The sequence below is a fragment of the uncultured Psychroserpens sp. genome (assembly GCF_947503375.1).
Classification (GTDB): Bacteria; Bacteroidota; Bacteroidia; order Flavobacteriales; family Flavobacteriaceae; genus Psychroserpens.
Genome location: NZ_CANNDQ010000002.1, coordinates 201,415 through 224,484, shown reverse-complemented (window position 1 = coordinate 224,484; position 23,070 = coordinate 201,415). Strand labels below are relative to the sequence as shown.

The window sequence follows — 23,070 nt, the reverse complement described above, 5'->3', positions numbered from 1 at the left end:
TATTAAGTGGCTTTTTTTGTACATACAATTATAAAGACCTTAAAAAAAATATTATATTTGATATGCTTTTAAAGAAAAACTATGAAAATAAAACTACTTATACTTACTTTTTTGACAATATCTTCCATCACCTTTGCTCAAGTGGTCGCCGATCAAGTTGATGATTTTGAAGGCGGAAGTACTGTTGGATGGGCTGTAGGAAACGCAGCTTCTAATCCACCAACTAATATTGTTGATGGCGGTCCTGATGGTGCTGGAGACAACTACATGAGTTATACGACTACTGGAAGTGGTGGAGGTCCTGGTAGTAAAATGGTAATTTATTCTAGAAATGTACAATGGTCTGGTAATTATACAGCACAAGGTATTGTTGCTATAACATTTGATGTTAAAGCAGAAACTGCTGATTTAACCTTGCGATTTGGTTTAAGTGATGAAACTACCAATGTTGGAGGAACTCAAATTGTTACTACCAATCCTGTTGTAGTTACTGCTGGTTCGGGATGGCAATCGGTTACAATCCCTATTTCTCCTTCAGATTTTACAAATTTAGGCGGAGCTAATACTATTGAAGGTGTACTTGCTAGTGTTGCAGAAACAAGGATTATTAGTAACGCTGGAGCTACATGGTTAGGTGAATCTGGTTTAAGAACAATGGATCTAGATAATATTACTGCTTCAACGACTTTAGGTATTTCTGAAGTAGAAAATAACAATGAGTTTTCAATATTACCAAATCCTGCTAGTACTAGATTAAATATATATATGTCTCAAAGTGATACTGAAGCAATGATTTCGGTTTATGATGTTTTAGGTAAACGTGTATTCAATAAATCACTTAATGCCTTATCTACATCAATTGATGTGAATAATTGGAACAGTGGTGTTTATCTTGTAAGAGTTACTACAGATAGTGGTACACAAACCAAACGTTTTGTGAAGCAGTAATTAATAACAACTAAACCAAAATAAATAAAAAAGTCATCAATTTAAATTGATGGCTTTTTTTAGTTGTAATTTTTTGGGAGCACCACTTTAACTCTGTATTGCTTCAATTCTTCTAAATAGTTAGTATGTGAAAAATCTTTACTGTCAAATTCAACTTTTCTTGAGTGCTTCGTTTCTGTACGTTTTATGGCTTTTAAAAAGCGTTTAACTTCAACCTCGTCATTAATAATTAAACCTGGTACTTCTATAGAATTACCTTTATCATCTTTAGCAACCATTGTAAAATATGATGAGTTGCAATGTTTTACTTCTCCAGTTGTAATGTTTTCAGACTCAACACGAATACCAACAACCATAGAGGTACGACCTACAAAATTAATTGAAGCCTTCATAGTCACTAACTCACCAATTTCAATGGGGTTTAAAAAATCTACAGTATCTACAGAAGCTGTAACACAATAGGTTTTAGAGTGTTTTGAGGCGCATGCAAATGCAATTTGATCCATCAGGCTCAAGATATAACCACCATGAATTTTACCACCAAAATTAGAATGTGATGGTTGCATGAGTTCAGAAATACTAATTCGAGATGAGTCTACAGTTTTATAATTCATCATAATCAATTATTCTTTTGCTTCATCGCGAGCACGTTTTATGATTGCTTCAGGTAACGATTTTTTTGCTTTTGCTCCCATTTTCTTAAGCTTTTCTACACTTGTAATCAGATTACCACGACCATCAACTAATTTATTCATAGCTGAAGTGTAATCGCGTTTGGCATCATCAATCTTTTTACCTACTCCAGTTAAGTCCTTTACCAAGCCTTCAAATTTATCATAAAGTGCTCCAGCCTGTCTTGCAATCTCTATCGCATTGCGTTGTTGTTTTTCATTATTCCACATGGTATCTATGGTACGCAATGTTGCTAATAATGTAGAGGGTGTTACAATTACAATGTTCTTTTCAAACGCTTTATTGTATAGCGAATTATCTTCGTTTATTGCTATTGCAAAAGCAGGTTCAATCGGTATAAAAAGGAGTACAAAATCTGGCGACTCAATATCATATAGGTCCTGATAGTTTTTTTCTGAAAGCTGGTCAACATGCTTTCTTATAGAATTGATGTGTGATTTTAAAAACACATGGCGTTCTTCATCATTTGCGTTGACATAACGTTCATAATCTGTTAATGATACTTTACTATCAATGATCATCTTTTTATTGTCTGGTAAATGTAATACAACATCTGGTAAAACCCTTGACCCATCAGATAGTGTAAAGCTTTGTTGAACATAATATTCACGATCTTTCTCTAAACCAGACTTCTCTAATACACGTTCTAAGACCAATTCACCCCAATTTCCTTGCATTTTACTGTCTCCTTTTAAGGCTTTGGTCAAATTGGTTGCCTCTTTAGCCATTTGTTGGTTAAGGTCTTTTAAACCTAATAATTGCTCTTTTAAAGCCGAATGCATACTGATACTTTCCTTTTGGGTATCTTCAACTTTTTTCTCAAAGACTTGAATTTTTTCTTGTAATGGGTTTAAGATATTTTTGATGTTTTCTTTATTCTGAAGCGTGAATTTTTCAGATTTCTCATCAAGAATTTTTGTAGCTAATAACTCAAAATCCTTTCTCAGTTGTGCTTGGCGTTCTTCTAACTCTTGATCACGCTTTAAGTTTTGTTGTTGAAGATTTTCGTATTCAGTATTTTTTCGTGTTAATTCAGTATTTAAAAACTCTTTCTCACGTCTTATAGCTTCACGTTCGCTTTCAAGCTGGGATAAGTTTTGTTTAAGATCTTCAATAGTAATCGACATTTGATTTTGACGTTCCGCTAATGTACTTTGCTCACTTTTACTTTTTAGTTTAATAAATAACATGCCCAAATAGGCACCTATTGCTCCAGAGACAAGAATGGCTATAATAAGTATTAGATTATCGTTCATGAAAAGAGTTGAAATTTACCCAAAGATAAAATAAAAGGTTGAAGACGGAAGGTTGATAGCTGAAAACTATTAGCTTATTTTTTTACTCTAAAACTACCTGTTTGTTTATCAAAACCAATCAAATCTTTTGGGAATAAGGTTTCAAATATGCCTTGGTCTATTAAATTGCATGGTGAGTCGTAAACAACATTATCAGTGGTCATGACAACCATTGTATGACACAGTTGAATGGCTAAGTCGATTTCGTGAGAAGAAAATAGAATCGTTTTATTGGTTTCTTTAGCTAATAGCTGTAACAGTTTTAAAATATAGGCTTTATGATACATGTCTAGATGTGTTGTAGGTTCATCTAAAATGATCAAATCTGTATCTTGTGCTAAAGCACGAGCAATCATTACTTTTTGGAGTTGACCATCACTTAGCTCATAGCATTTGCGATGTTTTAAATCATTGAGATTAGTGTTTTGAATAGAAGTGTTTACTATGGCGATATCCTCTTCATTAAGATTACCAACCCAATTGGTATAAGGTTGACGACCAAGAGCAATCAACTCAAAGACCGATAAGTTTTTAGAAACTAATTGTTCGGTTAATACTAAACTCATTGTTTTAGCCAATGCAACATTTGAGTAACTGTTAAGTGATTTACCATTCAAATCAATAGTACCTGAAAGCGGTTGTTGTAATGCTGTTAATGTTCTTAGTAGAGTAGATTTACCAATCCCATTAGCGCCAACCAAACCAATAAGTTCACCTCTGACGAGTTCTATATTAATGTGTTGTGCAATGACAGCTGTATGCTTTTTTGACTGATATCCAATACTCAGGTCGTTGGTTTTAAGGACGATATGTTTGTTAGCTTTTGTCACACTATTTTTAAAACATCATTTTACGTTGCCTTACTAATAACCAAACCACAACTGGAGCTCCAATTAGAGATGTTATAGCATTGATTGGTAAGGTGTAATCACTAGTTGGTAATTGAGCTATGCTATCACAGATAAGCATTAATATAGCACCAAATAAGAACACAGCAGGTAATAATACCTTATGGTTTGAAGTATGAAATAGTTGTTTAGTTAAATGCGGAATCGCTAAGCCTATAAACGCAATTGGTCCTGCAAAAGCAGTAATGGTTCCAGCGAGTAAACTTGTTGCTAAAATAATGATAAATCTACTTTTTTTTATGTCCAACCCTAAACTTTTAGCATAGTTTTCTCCTAATAGAAAAGTGTTTAAGGCTTTTATAGAAAATAGTGTTAAAAGTAAACCTAAACAATAAATACAGAAAAAAATCAAAAGTTCGTTCCATGATAAGTTTCCTAAACTTCCAAATCCCCAAAAAATATACTGTTGTAATTGTTCTGCTGAGCTAAAGTAAGAGAGCACACTTACTACAGCTGCAGTAATACTTCCAAACATGAGTCCAATAATTAAGATCGCCATCGTATCTCTTACTTTTGATGATACTAACACTACCGCTAATAGTACCAAGAAACTGCCTAAACTTGCAGCAACAACAATGCTCCATTTAGAGATCAATACTATAGCAAAAGTACCTCCAAATATCCCAGAGCCTAAAATCACTAATGCAACACCTAGACTTGCACCTGAGCTTATACCAAGTACAAAAGGGCCTGCTAACGGGTTTCTAAATAAGGTTTGCATCAATAATCCTGATATTCCTAAACCAGAGCCTACTAAAATTGCGGTAAGCGCTTTAGGTAATCTGTAATTTTGAACGATATATTGCCAAGATTCGTTCTCTGAGGTTCCAAAAATACTAGCAAAAACATCAGTGATCGGAATAGTTACAGATCCTAAACTGATGTTTCCCAACATAGAAATTAGCAAGACGATACTTAAGGCTAAAAACGTGTATGTGTATTTAGAATTCAACTATTGCAATGGTTTAAAGAATGTGGTTTCATAGGTAGTTAGTAATTCTGGGTGGCATATTTTTATCATATCCTTTAGTACAAGGTCTGGACGAGCTATTCCCATTTCGTAATATAAAATACCACCTGTTCTTCCGGTTGTGTTAGAAAATGTAAATATATTTTTATTTTGAAACGCCTTAAATTCTGTGTAATGCGAATTGGCTTTCGCTAAATCTTCATAGCTTGTATAATATGACGGACTTAACCATAACTGCGCATCTTTAGCCTTGTTAAACACAGCTTCAAAACTCAATGCTAGACTTCCAGATGCCTTAGTGTCACTCCAAAGATAATTTGTATTGGCATCGTCTAAAAACTGTGCTTCAGGGCTTGTGCCATTAGGCAAGTACCAAACATCTTTGTACATTGCGCCACATAGTATGCTAGGTTTTGAAGTTGCGTTGGATGCAATTTTTTTAGCTTCCAAGTAATCCTTTTCGATTTGGTTAAAAATTGAATCGGCAACATTTTCTTTATTATAAAGTAGACCGAAAAATTTAATCCATTCCGCTTTAGCTAAAGGTGATTTTTCTACCCAATCACCATTATATATAACAGAAATTCCCGAACGTTCGATGACCTCCATGCCTTTATTCGTACCATCAACACCAAAGGCAACAACTACATCTGGATGTAAATCTAATAAGACTTCAGTGTTAATACCTTCATTAGTGCCTAACTCTCTCACGTTATCGTTGTCAATTCGTTGTCGGGTTTTGTCAGAGGAGATGTAATCTGTTCCAGGAAAACCAACAAGTGATTGTTCCACTCCTAAGAGCTCTAATGCAGGAATGTGAGTTGTTGATGTAACAACTATTTTTTGAATAGGAATTGTTATAATTCCATCAAATTCATCTTTATTCAACGTGATTTTTGGTGCATTTTCTTTTTTAATTAGTGCATACGAATAGCTCTTTTCAGATTTAGGCCAAGGGTTATTTATGTTCAAAACACTAAATGCTTCATTCGTTGATACTGAAAAGCCTTCAGCATAACTAAGAAATGATGTTTCTGTTGTTTTAGGCAGTTGTTTTGATACGGCTTTATCTTCTTTGCAATTAAATAGAACAACGCAAAAACTAATAATAAATAGTCTTTTCAAAATTTAAGCTTTAATTTCTTCAAAAGTAATATTATTTAAAGTTATTAGTGAATCCTTAAACAAAATGTTTACTTTCGCATCGAATTTAGGTTCAATAACCGTTTAGCGATTATTGATTAAAAGGGAATCTGGTGAAAGTCCAGAACTGTTCCCGCAACTGTAAGCTATTAGGCTTGCTATTACCTTCACGTCACTGGAATTTTTTCTGGGAAGACCAATAGCAAGACGCAAGTCAGGAGACCTGCCAAATTCAAACATAGAAGTCAAACTTTCGGGATAAAAGTTTTGGTGTGAAAGATTCATGCTATTCCGAGTAATTTTAGATTACAATGAACAAAAAAACAATGGTATTTGGTATACTATCTTTTAGTATCTCAGCTTTTGGTATGGCACAACAGCAAACCGATTCATTAAAAATTGAGCAATTAGATGAGGTAGTGATAACCGATTCTAGATTCAACTTAAAACGAGAAAATTCTGGTAAGGTTATTACCAAGATCACTCAAAAAGAACTTGAAAATCAGCAGGGAAAATCTATTGCTGAAATAATTAACAATACCGCTGGTATTGAAATTAATGGTACAAAAAGTAATGCAGGACAAAATTTGAATTACTTTGTAAGAGGTGGTAGAAATCGTCAAGTATTAGTACTTATTGATGGTATTGCAGTTACTGATGCTTCACAAATAGCAAATGATTACGATTTACGTTTGTTAAATGCCAATCAAGTGGAGAGTATTGAAATTTTAAAAGGAGCATCAAGCACACTATACGGAACTGGTGCGGCTACAGCTGTTATCAACATCAAATTGAAACGCGCTACAAAAGATGCAGTTGCAGTTAACTTAACGAGTACTCTAGGAACTAATCAATCTCAAAAGGACGATGATTATGCCGTTGAAAACTTCTTAAATAGTGTGTCTATTAATGGAACGCTTAATAAATTTAGCTACCTAGCTAGTTTTGGGCATCAATTTACAGATGGCTTATCAGCTATTGAATCTGGAAGCGAATCTGATGCATTTAATACACACAATGGTTATTTGAGTGTTGGCTATCAATTTTCAGATGCATTTAAGTTAAAAGCCTACACAAGTTTTGATAAATTCAAAACTGAGTTTGATGATGGCTTTGGACTTGCAGATGCCGATAATTTATCAACTACAAGTCAATATAGAATTGGTGTTTCTCCAGAGTTTAAGTATAATAAAGGAAATATTACTCTAAATGCTGCTTACAATAATATCGATAGACAGATTGTATCTAGTTTTCCGACACGGTTTAAGGCTGAGAGTTTTGTTGGAGATATCTTTAATCGATACAATTTCAATGATAAGTTCTATACAGTTATAGGTGTTAATGCACAGCAAAATAAGATTGAAAGTTTTTCTATTCCTTTTGATAGTTCAGATTTTATTCAAGATATCAATCCTGATGATGCTACTTTTACTATTGTAGACCCTTATATGAATGTTGTATACGTATCAGATTTTGGACTAAACATTAATGCAGGCATGCGCTTGAATAATCATAGCGAATATGGTAACCATTTGGTGTATAGTATTAATCCGTCATTTAAAAAAGACCTCAATTTTGGTTATGTTAAAGGATTGGTAAGTTATAGTACCTCTTTTATCGCACCTTCATTGTTTCAATTATTTGAACCTTCATTTGGGAATATTGAATTAAAACCAGAGGAAAACACAACTTTTGAAATAGGAGCAGAGATTGGGATTAAAAATAAAGCAACATTAAGTGTGGTCTATTTTAATCGTATGGAAGAACATTTTGTTGATTTTGTTGACCAAGGAAATTTTGTGTTTCAATACACCAATATTGAAGATGATTTCACAGCAAGTGGAATAGAATTAGTCGCTAACGTGAAAATCACGAAAGACTTGCAGTTAAGGACTAATGGAACTTACACAAAAGTAGAAGACGATTTGAATCTTAGAATTCCTGAAATCAAAGTTAATGCTGCTCTTAACTATGAAATGACCAATAAAACGTTCATGAGTTTAAGTTATCAGTTCAATGACGATAGAGACGATGCATTTTTTAATAACGATACCTTTACCAGTGAAACAGTTTCTTTGAGATCTTACAGTTTAGTAGACTTTTATATCAGTCATAAAATCGCGAAAGACAAAATTAAGTTATTTGGAAGCATTAGTAATGTTTTAAATGAAGCGTATAATGAGTTGTTTGGTTACACAACCAGAGGGCGAAATATTAATATAGGGTTTACGCTAGGTTTATAAACAGAAAAGCCACTCCATTGAGTGGCTTTTTTTTATGTTTTTACTGAAACTTAAGCTTATTGAGTGTGCCATCATTTTCAATGTACATTACTTCTTCTAAAGGCTGTTTTTTACTTTTTATAGATCTTAAACCTGTTTGTTGTGCAAATCGACCGAGCCCTTGTATGTCAGCAATAGCTGCTGCTAATAATGGCTCATTAACATCACCAAGTGTTCCAAAATTCCTTGGTGCTTCTAAGATGCCAATATCAGGCGTTAGACCTGTAGGAGGTACTTCTACGTCATCTACATTTATAGAATTTGCAACTAAAGGCTGCATCGCATAGGTGTGATTTGGATTGATATCGTTTGGTGATAAATCTGGTGAATCAAATAAAGTTATGGATGCCTGTGTTTTTCCAGTAGTAAAATTACCAATTTGTACTACATCAATATAGGCGTCTAAACTATTGATTACCAATTCACTTGCAGATGCAGAGTCATCTGTAGTTAACACGTAAACTTTATTAAGGCCTAGATTATTAATTACATTACTTCCAAAAGTGCTAACAAAGTTGAAATTTTGGTTAGCAGCTTGCTGTGTTTCATTATATACTAGCTTAGAAAATATTTGACCGTTGAATTGACCAGTAATCATACTTCCTAAAAGCGATGCCGTATTTACCGAACCACCAGGATTGTACCTCAAATCTAAAACAAGATGTTGGATATTACTAGCTTGAAACTGTGCAAACGCATCATTTAAAGCAACATTGAAGTTTTGATTGAATCGATTGTATACCAAATAGCCAACATTTTCTCCCCCAACATCAATTACACTTGTTAAATGAATTGGATTTTCGGTGTATACTTGTTTGGTTAAAGTCGCTGAATCTGTAGTTGAAACAATAGTATCATCAGCGACCTCTGGAGTACCATTATCATCATAGTTGGCAAAATTTAAGGTATAGGTATTCTGACTGCGAAAATCATTAAAATTGTTAATATTTAAAGGCGTACCATTCACGGCATCAAATATTTGCCCACGTTGTAAGCCCATTCCACTTGCTACACTGTTGTTAAGTACTAACCTTATGATGCCGAAGACTTCGGTTTCGCTTCCAGGTTTTAAATAGAATTCAAATTCAAGACCATTAGAAAGAGATGTGCCTTGTTGCGATTGTTGAAACGTAATGTAGTTAGGTATAATAACGCTAAAACGATCTACAGTTTGTCTTTCAAATATTAAACTTTCAAATAAACTTTCTGGAGTTGAAAAACTATTTAGATAATTTCCATATGCTTCATCAGAAGAGAACCTGTCATTTGCCAAATCAGGAATTTCAGCTTTATAAAGATAAGCAGCATTCATTCCTTTCCAAACAAAATCATTTATTTCACTTGCAGAAATTGCATTGTCGTCTCTGTCTTCAAAGCAACTTGTAAAAACCATAGAAACAAGTACTAGGAGACTAATCTTAAATAACTTCATATTTTTCTTTTTCAATTTTTAGTTTAAAACCTATAAGGCTTTAGTCTATTAAACTATAAATTTACTTACATTATTGTAAATTAAAAAATATCGTGTAACAAAAGTTACCATGGTTCGTCGTAATATCAAGAAGCAGAATAATCAACTGTTTTGAACTAACAACCAAACAATGACACAAACTGATTTTGTAAAATTAGTAATGCCTTTTAAGGATAAGGTCTTCCGTTTAGCAAAACGCCTTCTCGTTTCTAACGAAGAAGCTGAAGATGCAACACAGGAGATTTTGATGAAATTGTGGCACAATAAAGCTAAGATAAGTGAGTATAAAAACGTAGAAGCATTTTCGATGACCATGACGAAGAATTTTTGCTTAGATCGTTTAAAATCGAAACAGGCACAGAATTTAAAAATTGTTCACAGTAATTATCAAGACAATAACACGTCGTTACAAAACCAAGTTGAAAATAAAGATAGTGTCGATTGGGTATCTAAAATAATTGAAGAGTTACCCGAACAACAAAAAATAATTTTACAGCTCAGAGATATAGAAGAGTATGATTTTGATGAAATTGCAAAAGTAGTAGATATGAACCCAACAGCAATTCGTGTCGCCTTATCTAGAGCTAGAAAGACAATAAGAGAAAAATTAACAAATACACATAGTTATGGTGTTAAATAGTATAGAAAAACTATTAGAAAAGTATGATAATGGTGAAACATCACTAAAGGAAGAGCAAAAATTAAAAGCATATTTTGCTCAAGATAATGTGGCTTCTCATTTAGAGTCGTACCAGATTATGTTTCAACATTTCAATACGACAAAACAAGAACTTTATACGAAAGACGTTCCATTAAAACCTAAGAAGAAAAACAATTTGTACCAATGGATTTCTGTCGCAGCAGTAGCAGTTCTAATGTTAGGAATATTTATTCCGAATATTTTTGGAGAAGGTTCTAATTCAACTGAAGTTATTTCTTTTGAGCAATTAACAAAAGAAGAAAAAGAACTTTATTTCAAAACCAAAGAAGCACTGGCAATGCTATCTTCTAATTTCAATAAAGGTACTACAAGCCTAAATGCTTTAGGAATGGTATCTGATAATTTTAACCAAGGTGCTTCTAGCCTTAACGCATTAGATATGGTATCTGATAATTTTAATCTAGGTGCACAAAATGCGAGTTATGTTGGAGAGCTCGGAAAAACAACAAGCAAATTTTTAAAACAAAAGAATTAATAATTAAAAAAACAAGTAATCATGAAAAATGTAATAGTAATCGTAGCAATCATGTTATCATCAATCGCCTCTTTCGGGCAAGGTATATTTGATAAGTTCGAAGATCAAGAAGGTGTAACATCTGTAGTTGTCAATCAAAAAATGTTCAAAATGTTAGCAACTATGGGAATTGATTTAGATGATCCTGAAGCACAGGAATATTTAAACATGGCAAAGAGTATTACAAGCTTTAAAGTGTTCACAACAGGAGATTCTAAAATTGCTGCAGAAATGAATGCAACTGTAACGAAGTACTTAAAATCTACAAAGTTAGAAGAGTTGATGCGTATCAAAGATGGTGATCAAACCGTTAATTTTTACGTAAAAGAAGGAAAAGATGAAAACCACGTAAAAGAACTATTAATGTTTGTTGATGGTTTAAAAGAAATGACCAAAGGACAAGACATTACAATCAATGGTAAGAAAAGAGAAATTGAAAGTGTTGTTCTAACTTTAACTGGAGATATCGACTTAAGACAAATTTCTAAGTTGACTAATCAAGTGAATATGCCTGGTGGCGATCAGTTAAAGAAAGCTGGAAAAGATAAAAACTAAATCATATACTACATGAATTCATCAATCAAAACCATAATCATGATGTTGTTCTTGGTTGTAACCTTACAAAGTTGCAACCAAGACCCATCATTACAACGCTATTATGTTGATAGCGAGTTAGCTCCTGGGTTTACGTCTTTAGATATACCAACAAGTATGTTGAAAATTGATAAGACCACCCTTACCGAAGAAGAACTTGAAGCTTATGAATCTATTGAGAAATTAAGTCTTTTAGCTTATGTAATTGAAGGCGATGATAAAGCTGAAGAATTTGAAGTGGAATTGGCTAAAGTGAAGACCATCCTTAATAATCCAAAATATGAAGAGCTTATGCGCGGTGGAAACACTACAGATGGTAAGTTTGTCGTTAAGTTTTTAGGAGAAGAAGACAGTATTGAAGAAATTATACTAATGGGAGCTTCTAACGATAGAGGCTTTGCAGTTGTAAGGGTTTTGGGTGATGATATGAATGTAGATAAAATCATGACTTTGACAAGTGTGTTTGAAAAAGCAAATATCAACGACTCTGAACTGAAACAGTTCACAAATTTTTTTGAATAACGATACGTAATTTAAAAATGTTAATGTTAAATCGCCTTGGGTTAAAACTCAAGGTGATTTTTTTTGATCTGAATCTTTAAGAGCTATCCAAACCAATATAGCTCCTAAAAATGTGAAGGCGATAAATAATATGGCTTTAACAATAAAATAGTCTAATACATTAAAAATACCTGCTAAAAAGAAACTCAAAGCAAGTAGTCCTGTATAGATTAAAGCAACTGTATTTTTATTAAAAATCATATGTTAAATGCCAGTGTAATTATTTGGGTTAATAGCTTTTAGTTCTTCTTTTATGGCTTCAGACACTTTTAATTTATCAATAAACTCTGAAATAGAACGCTGGTTAATAGTTTCGTTGGTTCGGGTTAGCCCTTTCAAAGCTTCATAAGGATTTGGGTAAGCCTCACGACGAAGTATAGTTTGAATAGCTTCAGCAACAACAGCCCAGTTGTTTTCTAAATCTTGCTCAAATTTGATAGCGTTGAGTAATAATTTATTTAACCCTTTAAGCGTAGACTTAAAACCAATTAATGTATGTCCAAACGGAACACCAACATTACGTAATACAGTACTATCTGTTAAATCACGTTGCAATCTTGAAACGGGGAGCTTAGCAGACAAATGTTCAAATATTGCATTTGCAATACCTAAATTGCCTTCAGAATTTTCAAAATCTATGGGATTCACTTTATGAGGCATGGCACTACTTCCAATTTCACCTTTTTTAATTTTTTGTTTGAAATAATCCATAGAGACATAAGTCCACACATCACGATCAAGATCAATAATGATCGTATTGATACGCTTAAGCGCATCAAATAATGCGGCCATATGATCGTAATGTTCTATCTGAGTTGTAGGAAACGAATGTTGTAATCCTAGTTTTTCTTGAACAAATTGAGAGCCAAAAGCTCTCCAATCTATATGCGGATAAGCAACTTTATGCGCATTGAAATTTCCTGTTGCGCCTCCAAATTTAGCCGCGCTTGGAATGTCATTTAATAAATTGAATTGCTCCTCCAAGCGTACTACAAAGACTTGAATTTCTTTACCTAGACGCGTAGGAGATGCAGGTTGCCCATGAGTTCTTGCGAGCATAGAAATGTCTTTCCATTCATTTGCAAGTGCTTTAAGCTTGTCGAGTATCTCAAAATATTCTGGAACGTACACATCGTTCATAGCATCTTTTATGCTTAATGGGATTGCAGTGTTATTAATATCTTGAGAGGTTAATCCAAAATGAATAAATTCTTTATACTTACTAAGATTAAGATTGTCAAATTTTTCTTTTATAAAATATTCAACAGCTTTGACATCATGATTTGTAACTGTTTCAATGTCTTTTATAGATTGTGCATCTTCAGAAGAAAAGTTTGAATAGATCAATCTTAATTCTTCAAAAATAGATGAGTCAATACCTGATAATTGTGGTAATTTGAGTTCACACAACGCAATAAAATATTCTACCTCTACAAGCACCCGATATTTGATAAGTGCTTCTTCAGAAAAATAAGGTGCTAATTTGTCTACTTTGCTTCTGTATCTACCATCAATAGGAGAGATGGCATTTAGTGATGATATTGACATTGTTTTTTGTTTTTTTGCTAAAACTTTAAGAAGCCAAAGATAATTGATTTAGATGGAAGCATCGTTATGTTACATTGCAAGTTTTTGTACTTTTCTTAAATTTGCTAGTATAAGTTTTCTACTTTTATGCATGTCTAAATTATATAGGCATCATAGATAAAAATCAATAATAAATTCTTAGCATGTCTAAACCAATAGAAGATAAACTTGAACGAATTCCTGTGGTGAATCTATTGGTTAAGTTTTTTAAAAGCATTAAATTAAAAGTGCTTGAGGGCTTGTCTTTATACGATCTTCTTGAACTCTACATAATTGGTATAGCTAAAGGTGCATTGAGTACCAGGGCCAGTGCAATTGCTTATAGTTTTTTTATGGCACTATTTCCATTTTTATTATTTGTAATTATAATTATACCTCATATTCCTATACAGGGTTTTGAGACAGATTTTTTGGTGTTTTTAGAATCGTTTTTGCCACCAACAACTACAGAATTCTTTTCTCAAAACATTTTTGAAAATATAAAAGGAGGCGGTCTCATCTCATCTGTATTTTTAATTTCAATCTTTTTAATGGCCAATGGTGTTAATGCAGTATTTTCTGGCTTCGAAAGTTCGTACCACGAACAACTTACCAGAAATGTATTTAAACAATATTTATATGCTTTAGGTGTTGCTTTGATATTGGCATTATTGCTAATTCTTACTGTAGCTGTATTAGGCTTTTTTAATATCTATGTGGTGGAAAACATCTTTAAATTCGCTCATGTTGAAAATAAGAGTGACTTTTGGTTAGTGTTTTCACAGTATATGTTTTTTATTATAATGGTTTATCTAGCTACAGCTACGCTATATTATTTTGGTACCAAAGAAGGGAAACAGTTCAAGTTTTTCTCTGTAGGCGCTCTATTTACTACGTTACTCATCATACTTACATCTTACTTGTTTGGAATTTATATTGAAAATTTTGCACAGTACAATAAACTATATGGTTCTATTGGTGCGTTATTAATACTGATGTTCTATTTATGGCTTAATGCTAATATTTTATTATTAGGCTTCGAACTTAATGTCTCTTTAACAACATTACGAAAACACAGATAGTATGAAGTATCTATTTTTTACAATTTGCTTTGCATTTGCTAGCTTTTTATATGCACAGGATGTAGTAGGCCAATGGAAAACCATTGATGACGAAACTGGCGAAGCTAAATCTATTGTAGAGATTTATAAGAAAAATGGAAAACTATATGGAAAAATTGTAGAAATATTTGACAAATCAAAACGAGACTTGCCTTGTAAATTTTGTGAAGGGGATGACTATAATAAACCTATTATGGGATTAGTTATCATAAAGAACATGATGAAGGTTGCAAAAAACCTATATAAGAAAGGAACCATCACCAACCCCGAAGATGGTAAAGTATATACGTGTAGGCTTAAAATAGATGAAGACAATCCAAATCAACTTCAAGTAAGAGGTTACATAGCATTCTTTTATAAAACCCAATACTGGGTTAGAGTAAAGCACTAATTTTTAAATTGATCAGTACTGAATAACTTTATCAACGTTATATTACCAATTCCTCTCGAAAAGAGTTTTACTTATGCTATCACTCAAGCAGAAGCTAACTTTTTACAGCCTGGTATGCGTGTGTCTGTGCCTTTTGGGAAATCTAAAATTTATACAGCATTAGTTGAGCGAGTGCATATCGAAGCTCCCAAGGTCTATGAAGCAAAACAAATTCATCAGATATTAGATGAGTCACCAGTCGTGACTTTAATACAGCTAGTGCATTGGCAATGGATGGCTAACTATTACATGTGTACAGTAGGAGAGGTGATGCGTGCGGCTCTACCAAGTGCATTTATTCTTGAAAGCGAGACGGTTATTTCTAGAAATAGTGAGGTTGTGGTTAACGATGAATTATTAAAAGATGATGAATTTATCGTATATGAAGCTTTACATCATCAATCGTCTTTAAAGATTCAAGACTTGATGTCTATTCTAGATAAAAAAAATGTACTACCCGTCATTAAGCGGTTGTTAGAAAAAAATATCATTAATGTTCAAGAAGAGATTTATGAAAAGTACAAACCTAAGCTGGTAAGATATGTTAAGATTACTACAGCTTATACTTCTCCAAACGAATTACAACAGCTAATGGAGTTGTTAAGCAGAGCTCCAAAACAACGTGACGTAGTAATGACCTTATTTTCAATTTCTGCTCAAACTAAAAAACCTGTAAAGGTCTCAGATCTTATTTCTGAAAGTGATACCTCTTCTGCAATTGTGAAAGCATTAGTTGATAAAGGGGTTTTAGAAGAATATTATATCCAAACAGATCGTGTTCAGTATGAAGGTGGAGAAAATGAAGATTTGAAACGCTTAAATGAATATCAAGAAATTGCTTTAGATGAAGTGATTCAATCCTTTAAAAATAAAAGTATTACACTGCTGCATGGTGTAACTTCTTCTGGCAAAACTGAGTTATATGTAAAGCTCATTGAGGCTCAAATTTTAAAAGGGAAACAAGTTTTGTATCTACTTCCTGAAATTGCCTTAACAACACAGTTGGTAGAACGGCTCCAAAATTATTTTGGTAAAAAAGTAGCCGTTTTTCATAGTAAATATTCATCGCACGAACGTGTTGAGGTTTGGAACAATGTATTAAATAATTCACCTAAGGCTCAGGTTATTTTGGGAGCGCGCTCATCAGTATTATTACCATTTCAAGACTTAGGTTTAGTTATTGTTGATGAAGAGCACGAATCATCATACAAACAATTTGATCCAGCACCAAGGTATCATGCTAGAGATACTGCTATTGTATTGGCGAGTTTATTTAAAACCAAAACACTTTTAGGTTCAGCTACACCTAGTTTAGAGAGTTACTATAACTCCAAGCAAGGCAAGTATGGTTTGGTTGAACTCAATCATCGATACAATGATGTATTGATGCCAGATATTGAACTTGTAGATCTAAAAGATAAGCATAAACGCAAACGTATGAATGGTCATTTTAGTGACCGTTTGATAGAAGAAATTCAAGACACTCTTACCGCAGGTCATCAAGTGATACTCTTTCAGAACAGAAGAGGCTTTTCGCCTATTGTTGAATGTAATACTTGTGGTCACTCGCCACAATGTCCTAACTGTGATGTCAGTTTAACATTTCATCAATATAAAAATCAATTGCGATGTCATTATTGCGGTTATCACGTGATTATGCACAAAACTTGTGAGGCCTGTGGTAGTGTAGAACTAGATTCTAAGGGCTTTGGTACCGAACAAGTAGAACAAGAAGCAAAGATGTTGTTTCCAGATTTTAATGTTGCTCGTATGGATCTAGATACTACAAGAGGTAAATATGGTTATGAAAAGATAATTACTGCATTAGAACAGCAAGAAATTGATATTCTTGTAGGCACACAAATGCTTACTAAAGGATTGGATTTTAGAAATGTTAAGCTTGTTGGTATCATGAATGCTGATAATATGCTTAATTTTCCAGATTTTAGAGCGCACGAACGTAGTTATCAGCTAATGGCTCAAGTTTCTGGAAGAGCAGGACGCACTAAAGAGCGAGGAAAAGTATTAATTCAAACGTATAATCCTTTTCATCGTATTTTGCAGCAGGTGTCTACCAACAATTATTCGCAAATGTATGAAGAACAAATTGAAGACCGCTATACGTATAAGTATCCACCCATATTTAGGATGATAAAGATTACTTTGAAGCATAAAGATTACTTGAAAGTTAACAATGGTGCCGATTGGTATGCTAGATCATTAAGAACAGTTTTTGATAAGCATGTATTAGGCCCTGAGTTTCCTCCAGTTTCAAGGATTAGAAATCAATACTTGAAACATATTTTGATTAAGATTCCTCAAAAACAATCATTAGCAAAAACAAAAGAAGCCATTATTAAAATAAATAATAGCTTCTTGAGTGTGAAAGATTTTAGGGCGATAAGAGTAATTTTAAATGTCGATAATTATTAAGTTGTTAACGTTATATCTTCAAACGAAATGGTCTTAATTGCCTTTTAAATGTTATTCAAAGCATCAACAAGTTGGGTCTTCTTGTTTCTACTTAAAGGAATCTCATAAGCACCAACTTCAACATTTTTGCTATTAAATCTATCGACCTTGTCAAGGTTGACAATATAAGATTTATGAATCCTTAAAAATTTACCTTCTGGTAATTCATGTTCAAAAGCTTTCATTGTAGATAAAACGACTAAGCTATTTTCTTCAGTGACTAATTTTACATAATCACCTAAAGCTTCAATCCATTTAATATCTTTAATGTAAACTTTACGTTTTTTCAGGTTACTTTTAACAAAGATGTGTTCGCCATCTGTTTCGTTAAAATCTAGCTTAAGTTTATGTTGCTCTAATGCTTTTTCTACAGAAGTGTTAAATCGTTCCCTAGTTATAGGTTTCTGTAAATAATCGGTTGCATCATAATTAAAAGCTTTAAACGCGTATTCAGTTTTACCTGTAACGAAAATAATTTGGGGTTTGTTGTTGAGTACGTCCAATAGCTCAAAACCATTTAGAACTGGCATTTCAATATCTAAGAAGATTAAATCTACCTTATGAGTATTGAGCCCGTTTTTGGTTTCTAATGCGCTACTGTATTCTGCAATAAGGTTAAGTGAGCTATGATTCTCAATTAACTTTACAATCGATAATCGTTGAATCGCAGAATCATCAACTACTACACAGTTTAAAGTCATAACATTATTATATTTTAGGTTAAGATATCGACAATAGTACAAAAAATTCGGATAAAAACCAAAAAACATCGGTAAAGTGTTTTTTTTAACAAAATTTTAAGAAAACTATCTTACCTAGATTTTAAGCATAAAAAATGTTGTCAAATATAGAATTTATAGTTATTTTTGCACCCATTTTTAATTGTAAAATACATTTATATGAATCATTATGAAACTGTTTTCATCTTAAATCCCGTTTTATCTGAAGATCAGATAAAGGAAACAGTAAAGAAATATGAAGATTTTCTTGTTTCTAAAGGAGCGAAGATGATAGCCAAAGAAGATTGGGGCTTAAAAAAATTAGCTTACCCAATTCAAAACAAAAAAAGTGGTTTTTATCACTTATTTGAGTACACTGTTGATGGATCTGCTATTGCTCCATTAGAAGTAGAGTTTAGACGTGACGAGCGTTTTATGCGTTACTTAACAGTAAAATTAGACAAGCATGCAATTGCTTGGGCAGAAAAGAGAAGAACTAGAAACAAACAAAACGCGTAATTATGTCTTCAATTGAACAACAAGCAAAAGGAAAAAAAGACGGAGAGATTAGATATTTAACTCCGTTAAACATTGACACTAGCAAAACGAAGAAATATTGTCGTTTTAAGAAATCTGGAATCAAGTATGTTGATTACAAAGATCCAGATTGGTTATTAGGTTTTGTAAACGAACAAGGTAAATTATTGCCAAGACGTTTAACAGGAACATCATTAAAATACCAAAGAAAAGTATCTGTTGCTGTAAAGAGAGCACGTCACTTAGCGTTAATGCCATACGTAGCAGATTTATTAAAATAAAATACCAATAACTATGGAACTTATATTAAAACAAGACGTTGAAAATTTAGGATTTAAAGACGATATTGTAACAGTTAAGAACGGTTATGGTAGAAATTTTTTAATTCCTCAAGGACAAGCTGTAATGGCTACACCTTCTGCTAAAAAAGTATTAGCAGAGACTTTAAAGCAAAGAGCTTACAAAGAAAAGAGTATTGTTGATGCAGCTAATAAAACTGCAGAGTCACTTAAAACTTTAGAGATCAAAATTGCTTCAAAAGTTGGTTCAGGAGACAAATTATTTGGTTCTGTGAACAATATTGATCTAGCAAACGCATTACAACAAGCTGGTCACGATATTGATAAAAAATTCATCTCTATTGCTGGTGGTACCGTAAAACGTTTAGGAAAATACGATTCTGTTATCAGATTACACAGAGAAGTATCAGTAGATTTACCATTTGAGGTTGTAGCAGAAGCTTAATTTTCAAGTAAAGTATATACAAAAGCCTCAACGTAACGTTGAGGCTTTTTCAATTCTATATTTAAACGATTAGTTGTAAAATGAAATATTCAAGACTTACTAAAGAACAGTTTGAAGAACTGCATCAGGAATTTATCAATTTTTTAGCTACTCAATCAATCACTGCAGATGAATGGACAGCTATTAAAACTAATCAACCAAAAGTCGCAGAGCAGGAGTTGGATGTGTTTAGTGATTTAATTTGGGAAGGAGTACTCTCTAAAGTAAACTATCTAGAGCATATTTCTAAGCAACAAATGCATTTGTTTCATTGTACAGAGAAAGACATGCGACTCATTGCTCTTAAAGTGAATAATAAAGCAATTGATTTAACAACAAAGGACGGCTTTGATTGGTTTAGAAATAACTTATTATCTGATGCTATAGAGTTTTACACTTCTAAAAAAGACTATTCAGAATCAAAAAACTTAGATAAGTTTAAACTTATAGAACAAGGTGCAGTAATTACTAAGGGAGAACTGTATAAGTATTTCGAGAAATTAGTTAGTGGCAATGAATAGCTAACCGAAACTTGTTACTCATAACGTAACGATTCGATTGGGTCTAATTTCGAAGCCTTAATTGCTGGCATTGAACCAGAAAGAATAGCGACTATAAATGTGATCAAAACCGCACTAAACATGGCAAACCATGGCGTGGTGAATTGAAATCCTAATCCTGATGAAATTGCCCAACCCACGAGTATTCCAAGAAGAATTCCTACAATACCGCCTATCTGACCAATAATAATGGTTTCTATGAAGAATTGAAAGGCGATAGTACCACGTTTTGCTCCCAAAGCCTTCCTTACGCCAATTTCCCGTGTTCGTTCAGATACAGAAACCAACATCATGTTTAAAAGTGCAATTGTAGAGCCAAATATGGTAATGATTCCTATGATCCATGCAGAAATTGACAACGTATCTGTAATTGAAGCGACTCTATTGATGAGATCATCACTACGCTCTAAACCAAAATTGTTCTCCTCTACCGGATTTAACCTTCTAATATTTCTAAATAACAAAACAGCTTCGTCTTGAGCGCCTTCCAACATGTCTTTATTGTCCGTTTTTACACTTAGGCTGTAATTTATATTTGAGTTGGTAAATATGGTTCTAGCCTTTTGAAGCGGCATTAATACTCTTAAATCTTGATTATTACCAAAAGTAGCGCCCTTTTCTTTTAAGACCCCAACGACCTTGAATTTTGAACCTCTAATGCTAATGGTCTTATTTATAGGGTTGACATCATCAAGCAATGCTTTTTTAAGATCGCTTCCAATGACACAAACATTGATACTATTTTGCACATCGAAGTAGTTGAGGTTTCTACCAGATTCTATCTCTAAGCCAGAATTCGGTATAAAATTCTCATTAACCCCATAAACTTGCACTTCTGGATCAGTTTTCTCGCTATTGTATTTTACTTCAGCACTTCGCGTTCCTAAAAAAGAAACAGCCGTTTTTGTGAAAGGGAAATTAAAATTTTCTTCAAATTCTTTTACATTCCTATAACTAATTATAGGGTTTACTTTTTGATCATCATTTCCACGGCCATTACCATCAAAATCATAGCGTTGTATATTAAAGGTGTTGGCTCCCATTGAGGAGAAATCACTAGAAATAGTATTTTCTAAAGCAGAAACAGCACTTAAAATACCAACTAAGGCAGTAATACCTATAGCAATAATCAAAACGGTAAGTATTGTGCGTAAAAGCTGACTTCTTATAGCGTCAAAAGCAATACGTATATTTTCTCTAACTAATGAAAACATGGTGAATATTTGGCTGTTGCGTTTTATTGTAAGACTACAAAACACCTATAAAGTTACTATAAAATTGAAATAACTTGGCTTTGCCTATAAAAATTATAATATTTTTGTGAAAAATTACATCCACATTTAAATAGCTTCTCATTTTGTGAGACACGATTATGGCGCAGAAACCAAGTATACCAAAGGGAACGAGAGATTTTAATCCTGTTGAAGTTGCAAAGCGAAATTATATTTTTGATACAATTAAAACGCAGTTTGAAACTTTCGGATTTCAACCGATTGAGACACCAAGTTTTGAAAACTCAAGTACCTTGATGGGAAAATATGGTGATGAAGGCGATCGTTTAATCTTTAAGATATTGAACTCTGGAGATTACTTAAGTAAAGTAGATAATAGCTTGTATGACACAAAGGACTCAAATAAAATTACATCAAGCATTTCAGAAAAAGCCTTGCGTTACGATTTAACAGTACCATTCGCTAGGTACGTGGTACAGCATCAAAATGAGATCGATTTTCCATTTAAACGCTATCAAATTCAACCGGTTTGGCGAGCAGATCGACCACAAAAAGGACGTTTTAGAGAATTTTATCAATGCGATGCAGATGTGGTTGGTAGCAATTCGTTGTGGCAAGAGGTAGAGTTCGTACAATTATATGATGCCGTTTTTACAGCCTTAAGCCTAGATGGTGTAACGATAAAAATTAACAATAGAAAAATATTATCTGGTATTGCTGAAGTAATTGGCGCTCAAGACAAACTCATCGATTTTACGGTGGCTTTAGATAAGTTAGATAAAATAGGAGAGGAGAAGGTTAAAGAAGAGATGTTGAGTAAAGGAATTCCTCAAATTGGAATAGAGAAATTGCAACCGTTGTTTCGTTTAACTGGTAATTTTGGTACGCAAATCACCGAACTCAAATCTATTTTAAATTCATCTGAAAATGGTAAAAAAGGGATTGAAGAGTTAGAATTTATTAATACTGCTATTTCAACACTTCAATTGAAAACGGCAACACTACAATTAGATGTAACACTTGCACGCGGACTTAATTACTATACAGGAGCCATCTTTGAAGTTGCTGCTCCAGAAGGTGTAAACATGGGCTCCATTGGAGGTGGAGGTCGCTATGATGATCTTACAGGAATCTTCGGACTTAATGACATGAGTGGTGTTGGTATTAGTTTTGGTTTGGATCGAATAGCGTTAGTGCTTGAAGATTTACAATTGTTTCCTGAAACGATTACTAATACAGTAAAAGTGTTGTTTATCAATTTTGGAGAAGCAGAAGCTATGGCTAGTATGAAAGCAATTGCTCAACTTAGAGATGAAGGTGTTAGTGCTGAATTATTTCCTGATAATAAAAAAGCCATCAAACAATTTAATTATGCGAATAAGCGCAATATTCCTTATGTAGTGCTTTTAGGCGAATCTGAAATGAATGCTGGTACTTATACCTTAAAGAACATGGCTACTGGTAACCAAGAACAACTCTCTCTCGCCGAATTGTTAAACGCTTTAAAATAAAAAAAGCCTCAAAGAAATTTGAGGCTATTTTTCAGTTAA

At 33.2% G+C, this 23,070-nt stretch carries 24 protein-coding genes and 1 riboswitch; of the genes, 14 read left to right on the top strand and 10 right to left on the bottom strand.

The window, feature by feature from the left end; all coding sequences use genetic code 11:
* Window positions 1–81 precede the first annotated feature (81 nt).
* Entirely contained in the window at window positions 82–948 is an 867-nt protein-coding gene (locus Q0876_RS04305) for a T9SS type A sorting domain-containing protein (RefSeq protein ID WP_299224492.1), read from the top strand.
* A gap of 59 nt (window positions 949–1,007) precedes the next feature.
* Here Q0876_RS04305 and Q0876_RS04300 read toward each other — a convergent pair whose 3' ends face one another.
* The 5 genes from Q0876_RS04300 to Q0876_RS04280 form a co-directional block, all read right to left on the bottom strand.
* Window positions 1,008–1,565 (bottom strand): acyl-CoA thioesterase, encoded by a 558-nt coding sequence (locus Q0876_RS04300; protein WP_299224490.1) that lies wholly within the window; start codon window positions 1,563–1,565, stop codon window positions 1,008–1,010.
* Between the two features lie 6 nt (window positions 1,566–1,571).
* The gene (rmuC, locus tag Q0876_RS04295) at window positions 1,572–2,897 is read right to left on the bottom strand and encodes a DNA recombination protein RmuC (RefSeq protein ID WP_299224488.1); all 1,326 of its coding nucleotides are present in this window, start codon (window positions 2,895–2,897) and stop codon (window positions 1,572–1,574) included.
* Window positions 2,898–2,971: 74 nt separating this feature from the next.
* Entirely contained in the window at window positions 2,972–3,766 is a 795-nt protein-coding gene (locus Q0876_RS04290) for an ABC transporter ATP-binding protein (protein WP_299224486.1), read from the bottom strand.
* 7 nt (window positions 3,767–3,773) lie between these two features.
* Complete coding sequence (locus Q0876_RS04285) at window positions 3,774–4,796, bottom strand: iron ABC transporter permease (RefSeq protein WP_299224484.1); 1,023 nt, start codon at window positions 4,794–4,796, stop codon at window positions 3,774–3,776.
* A complete protein-coding gene (locus Q0876_RS04280) occupies window positions 4,797–5,939 on the bottom strand; it encodes an ABC transporter substrate-binding protein (protein WP_367276633.1) in 1,143 nt (380 codons plus the stop codon). It lies immediately after the preceding gene.
* A gap of 70 nt (window positions 5,940–6,009) precedes the next feature.
* Window positions 6,010–6,203: riboswitch (cobalamin riboswitch) on the top strand.
* Between the two features lie 65 nt (window positions 6,204–6,268).
* On the opposite strand from Q0876_RS04280, the gene Q0876_RS04275 reads away from it, so the two are divergent.
* Entirely contained in the window at window positions 6,269–8,200 is a 1,932-nt protein-coding gene (locus Q0876_RS04275) for a TonB-dependent siderophore receptor (RefSeq protein WP_299224483.1), read from the top strand.
* Between the two features lie 40 nt (window positions 8,201–8,240).
* Here the strand turns inward: Q0876_RS04275 and Q0876_RS04270 are convergent, their stop codons facing one another.
* On the bottom strand, window positions 8,241–9,671 hold the full coding sequence (locus tag Q0876_RS04270; protein WP_299224481.1) for a S41 family peptidase: 1,431 nt from the start codon (window positions 9,669–9,671) through the stop codon (window positions 8,241–8,243).
* Between the two features lie 169 nt (window positions 9,672–9,840).
* On the opposite strand from Q0876_RS04270, the gene Q0876_RS04265 reads away from it, so the two are divergent.
* Genes Q0876_RS04265 through Q0876_RS04250 form a run of 4 tightly spaced genes read left to right on the top strand, consistent with a single transcriptional unit; the run spans window position 9,841 to window position 12,061 of the window.
* The gene (locus Q0876_RS04265; RefSeq protein WP_299224478.1) at window positions 9,841–10,350 is read left to right on the top strand and encodes a sigma-70 family RNA polymerase sigma factor; all 510 of its coding nucleotides are present in this window, start codon (window positions 9,841–9,843) and stop codon (window positions 10,348–10,350) included.
* Complete coding sequence (locus Q0876_RS04260) at window positions 10,337–10,906, top strand: hypothetical protein (protein ID WP_299224476.1); 570 nt, start codon at window positions 10,337–10,339, stop codon at window positions 10,904–10,906. Before Q0876_RS04265 ends, Q0876_RS04260 begins: the two co-directional genes overlap by 14 nt.
* Window positions 10,907–10,927: 21 nt before the next feature.
* Window positions 10,928–11,500 (top strand): DUF4252 domain-containing protein, encoded by a 573-nt coding sequence (locus Q0876_RS04255; RefSeq protein WP_299224475.1) that lies wholly within the window; start codon window positions 10,928–10,930, stop codon window positions 11,498–11,500.
* Window positions 11,501–11,512: 12 nt separating this feature from the next.
* Window positions 11,513–12,061, top strand: a complete 549-nt coding sequence (locus tag Q0876_RS04250; protein WP_299224473.1) for a DUF4252 domain-containing protein — start codon at window positions 11,513–11,515, stop codon at window positions 12,059–12,061.
* 48 nt (window positions 12,062–12,109) lie between these two features.
* Here the strand turns inward: Q0876_RS04250 and Q0876_RS04245 are convergent, their stop codons facing one another.
* Window positions 12,110–12,301: a hypothetical protein gene (locus tag Q0876_RS04245; RefSeq protein WP_299224471.1), complete on the bottom strand. Its 192-nt coding sequence runs from the start codon at window positions 12,299–12,301 to the stop codon at window positions 12,110–12,112.
* A gap of 3 nt (window positions 12,302–12,304) precedes the next feature.
* Window positions 12,305–13,648: an adenylosuccinate lyase gene (gene purB / locus Q0876_RS04240; protein ID WP_299224469.1), complete on the bottom strand. Its 1,344-nt coding sequence runs from the start codon at window positions 13,646–13,648 to the stop codon at window positions 12,305–12,307.
* Window positions 13,649–13,830: 182 nt separating this feature from the next.
* Here purB and Q0876_RS04235 point away from each other — a divergent pair, with 182 nt between their 5' ends.
* Genes Q0876_RS04235 through priA form a run of 3 tightly spaced genes read left to right on the top strand, consistent with a single transcriptional unit; the run spans window position 13,831 to window position 17,650 of the window.
* Window positions 13,831–14,748, top strand: a complete 918-nt coding sequence (locus Q0876_RS04235) for a YihY/virulence factor BrkB family protein (protein ID WP_299224467.1) — start codon at window positions 13,831–13,833, stop codon at window positions 14,746–14,748.
* A gap of 1 nt (window position 14,749) precedes the next feature.
* Window positions 14,750–15,178, top strand: a complete 429-nt coding sequence (locus Q0876_RS04230) for a DUF2147 domain-containing protein (protein WP_299224465.1) — start codon at window positions 14,750–14,752, stop codon at window positions 15,176–15,178.
* Window positions 15,179–15,196: 18 nt separating this feature from the next.
* Complete coding sequence (gene priA, locus Q0876_RS04225; RefSeq protein WP_299225171.1) at window positions 15,197–17,650, top strand: primosomal protein N'; 2,454 nt, start codon at window positions 15,197–15,199, stop codon at window positions 17,648–17,650.
* Window positions 17,651–17,694: 44 nt separating this feature from the next.
* On the opposite strand, the gene Q0876_RS04220 is transcribed toward priA, so the two are convergent.
* Complete coding sequence (locus tag Q0876_RS04220; RefSeq protein WP_040254020.1) at window positions 17,695–18,390, bottom strand: LytTR family DNA-binding domain-containing protein; 696 nt, start codon at window positions 18,388–18,390, stop codon at window positions 17,695–17,697.
* Between the two features lie 198 nt (window positions 18,391–18,588).
* On the opposite strand from Q0876_RS04220, the gene rpsF reads away from it, so the two are divergent.
* The 4 genes from rpsF to Q0876_RS04200 all read left to right on the top strand — a co-directional run bounded on the left by rpsF (window position 18,589) and on the right by Q0876_RS04200 (window position 20,249).
* On the top strand, window positions 18,589–18,927 hold the full coding sequence (gene rpsF / locus Q0876_RS04215) for a 30S ribosomal protein S6 (RefSeq protein ID WP_299224458.1): 339 nt from the start codon (window positions 18,589–18,591) through the stop codon (window positions 18,925–18,927).
* Window positions 18,927–19,226 carry a 30S ribosomal protein S18 gene (gene rpsR, locus Q0876_RS04210; protein WP_299225169.1) on the top strand — a complete coding sequence of 100 codons (300 nt, stop codon included), beginning with the start codon at window positions 18,927–18,929 and terminating at the stop codon, window positions 19,224–19,226. The genes rpsF and rpsR overlap by 1 nt, the downstream gene beginning before the upstream one ends.
* Before the next feature lie 13 nt (window positions 19,227–19,239).
* Complete coding sequence (rplI, locus tag Q0876_RS04205; RefSeq protein ID WP_299224456.1) at window positions 19,240–19,689, top strand: 50S ribosomal protein L9; 450 nt, start codon at window positions 19,240–19,242, stop codon at window positions 19,687–19,689.
* An 80-nt stretch (window positions 19,690–19,769) separates the two neighbouring features.
* Window positions 19,770–20,249: a DUF6495 family protein gene (locus Q0876_RS04200; RefSeq protein WP_299224454.1), complete on the top strand. Its 480-nt coding sequence runs from the start codon at window positions 19,770–19,772 to the stop codon at window positions 20,247–20,249.
* A 14-nt stretch (window positions 20,250–20,263) separates the two neighbouring features.
* Here the strand turns inward: Q0876_RS04200 and Q0876_RS04195 are convergent, their stop codons facing one another.
* Entirely contained in the window at window positions 20,264–21,502 is a 1,239-nt protein-coding gene (locus Q0876_RS04195) for an ABC transporter permease (protein WP_299224452.1), read from the bottom strand.
* 158 nt (window positions 21,503–21,660) lie between these two features.
* On the opposite strand from Q0876_RS04195, the gene hisS reads away from it, so the two are divergent.
* Window positions 21,661–23,031 (top strand): histidine--tRNA ligase, encoded by a 1,371-nt coding sequence (gene hisS / locus Q0876_RS04190; RefSeq protein WP_299224450.1) that lies wholly within the window; start codon window positions 21,661–21,663, stop codon window positions 23,029–23,031.
* The last annotated feature ends 39 nt before the right edge of the window (window positions 23,032–23,070 follow it).

Coding starts and splice junctions, on each gene's coding strand:
- Q0876_RS04305 (WP_299224492.1), top strand. CDS start 82: ATGAAAATAAAACTACTTATACTTACTTTTTTGACAATATCTTCCATC.
- Q0876_RS04300 (WP_299224490.1), bottom strand. CDS start 1,565: ATGATGAATTATAAAACTGTAGACTCATCTCGAATTAGTATTTCTGAA.
- rmuC (WP_299224488.1), bottom strand. CDS start 2,897: ATGAACGATAATCTAATACTTATTATAGCCATTCTTGTCTCTGGAGCA.
- Q0876_RS04275 (WP_299224483.1), top strand. CDS start 6,269: ATGAACAAAAAAACAATGGTATTTGGTATACTATCTTTTAGTATCTCA.
- Q0876_RS04270 (WP_299224481.1), bottom strand. CDS start 9,671: ATGAAGTTATTTAAGATTAGTCTCCTAGTACTTGTTTCTATGGTTTTT.
- Q0876_RS04265 (WP_299224478.1), top strand. CDS start 9,841: ATGACACAAACTGATTTTGTAAAATTAGTAATGCCTTTTAAGGATAAG.
- Q0876_RS04260 (WP_299224476.1), top strand. CDS start 10,337: ATGGTGTTAAATAGTATAGAAAAACTATTAGAAAAGTATGATAATGGT.
- Q0876_RS04255 (WP_299224475.1), top strand. CDS start 10,928: ATGAAAAATGTAATAGTAATCGTAGCAATCATGTTATCATCAATCGCC.
- Q0876_RS04250 (WP_299224473.1), top strand. CDS start 11,513: ATGAATTCATCAATCAAAACCATAATCATGATGTTGTTCTTGGTTGTA.
- Q0876_RS04245 (WP_299224471.1), bottom strand. CDS start 12,301: ATGATTTTTAATAAAAATACAGTTGCTTTAATCTATACAGGACTACTT.
- purB (WP_299224469.1), bottom strand. CDS start 13,648: ATGTCAATATCATCACTAAATGCCATCTCTCCTATTGATGGTAGATAC.
- Q0876_RS04235 (WP_299224467.1), top strand. CDS start 13,831: ATGTCTAAACCAATAGAAGATAAACTTGAACGAATTCCTGTGGTGAAT.
- Q0876_RS04230 (WP_299224465.1), top strand. CDS start 14,750: ATGAAGTATCTATTTTTTACAATTTGCTTTGCATTTGCTAGCTTTTTA.
- Q0876_RS04220 (WP_040254020.1), bottom strand. CDS start 18,390: ATGACTTTAAACTGTGTAGTAGTTGATGATTCTGCGATTCAACGATTA.
- rpsF (WP_299224458.1), top strand. CDS start 18,589: ATGAATCATTATGAAACTGTTTTCATCTTAAATCCCGTTTTATCTGAA.
- rplI (WP_299224456.1), top strand. CDS start 19,240: ATGGAACTTATATTAAAACAAGACGTTGAAAATTTAGGATTTAAAGAC.
- Q0876_RS04200 (WP_299224454.1), top strand. CDS start 19,770: ATGAAATATTCAAGACTTACTAAAGAACAGTTTGAAGAACTGCATCAG.
- Q0876_RS04195 (WP_299224452.1), bottom strand. CDS start 21,502: ATGTTTTCATTAGTTAGAGAAAATATACGTATTGCTTTTGACGCTATA.
- hisS (WP_299224450.1), top strand. CDS start 21,661: ATGGCGCAGAAACCAAGTATACCAAAGGGAACGAGAGATTTTAATCCT.